1 pseudogene is annotated in these 287 nt (G+C 57.1%); it reads left to right on the top strand.

Annotated elements, in window-relative coordinates:
• Positions 1-237: pseudogene (locus AC0L3D_RS37080) on the top strand (hypothetical protein); the annotation flags it as partial.
• Between the last annotated feature and the right edge of the window lie 50 nt (positions 238-287).

The raw sequence follows: 287 nt of genomic DNA, 5'->3' as shown, positions 1-287 counted from the left end.
CCCGCCATGACCCTCGCCGCGGTCGATCGGCTTGTTCATCACGCAACGATCTTCGAGATGAATGTCGAAAGCTACCGGCGCAGATCTGCCATGGAGGCCAAACGCCAGCGTGGCAGACCCGCCTCTTACGCGACAATCAAAAACACGCACGAACTTGTCGCGGAGCGGCAATCAGAAAACGACGAAAGCCTTGCCAGCGACAATCAGCATGATAATTTGCCCGTGACCGCGCTCTGAGAGTCTCATCCAGATTGTCGCGCGCGTCTCATCCTGATCGTCGCGCTATA

This window comes from Mesorhizobium sp. WSM4837, from assembly GCF_055811435.1.
Note: the sequence above shows the minus strand (reverse complement) of the source record. Positions and strands in the feature narration are given on the sequence as shown.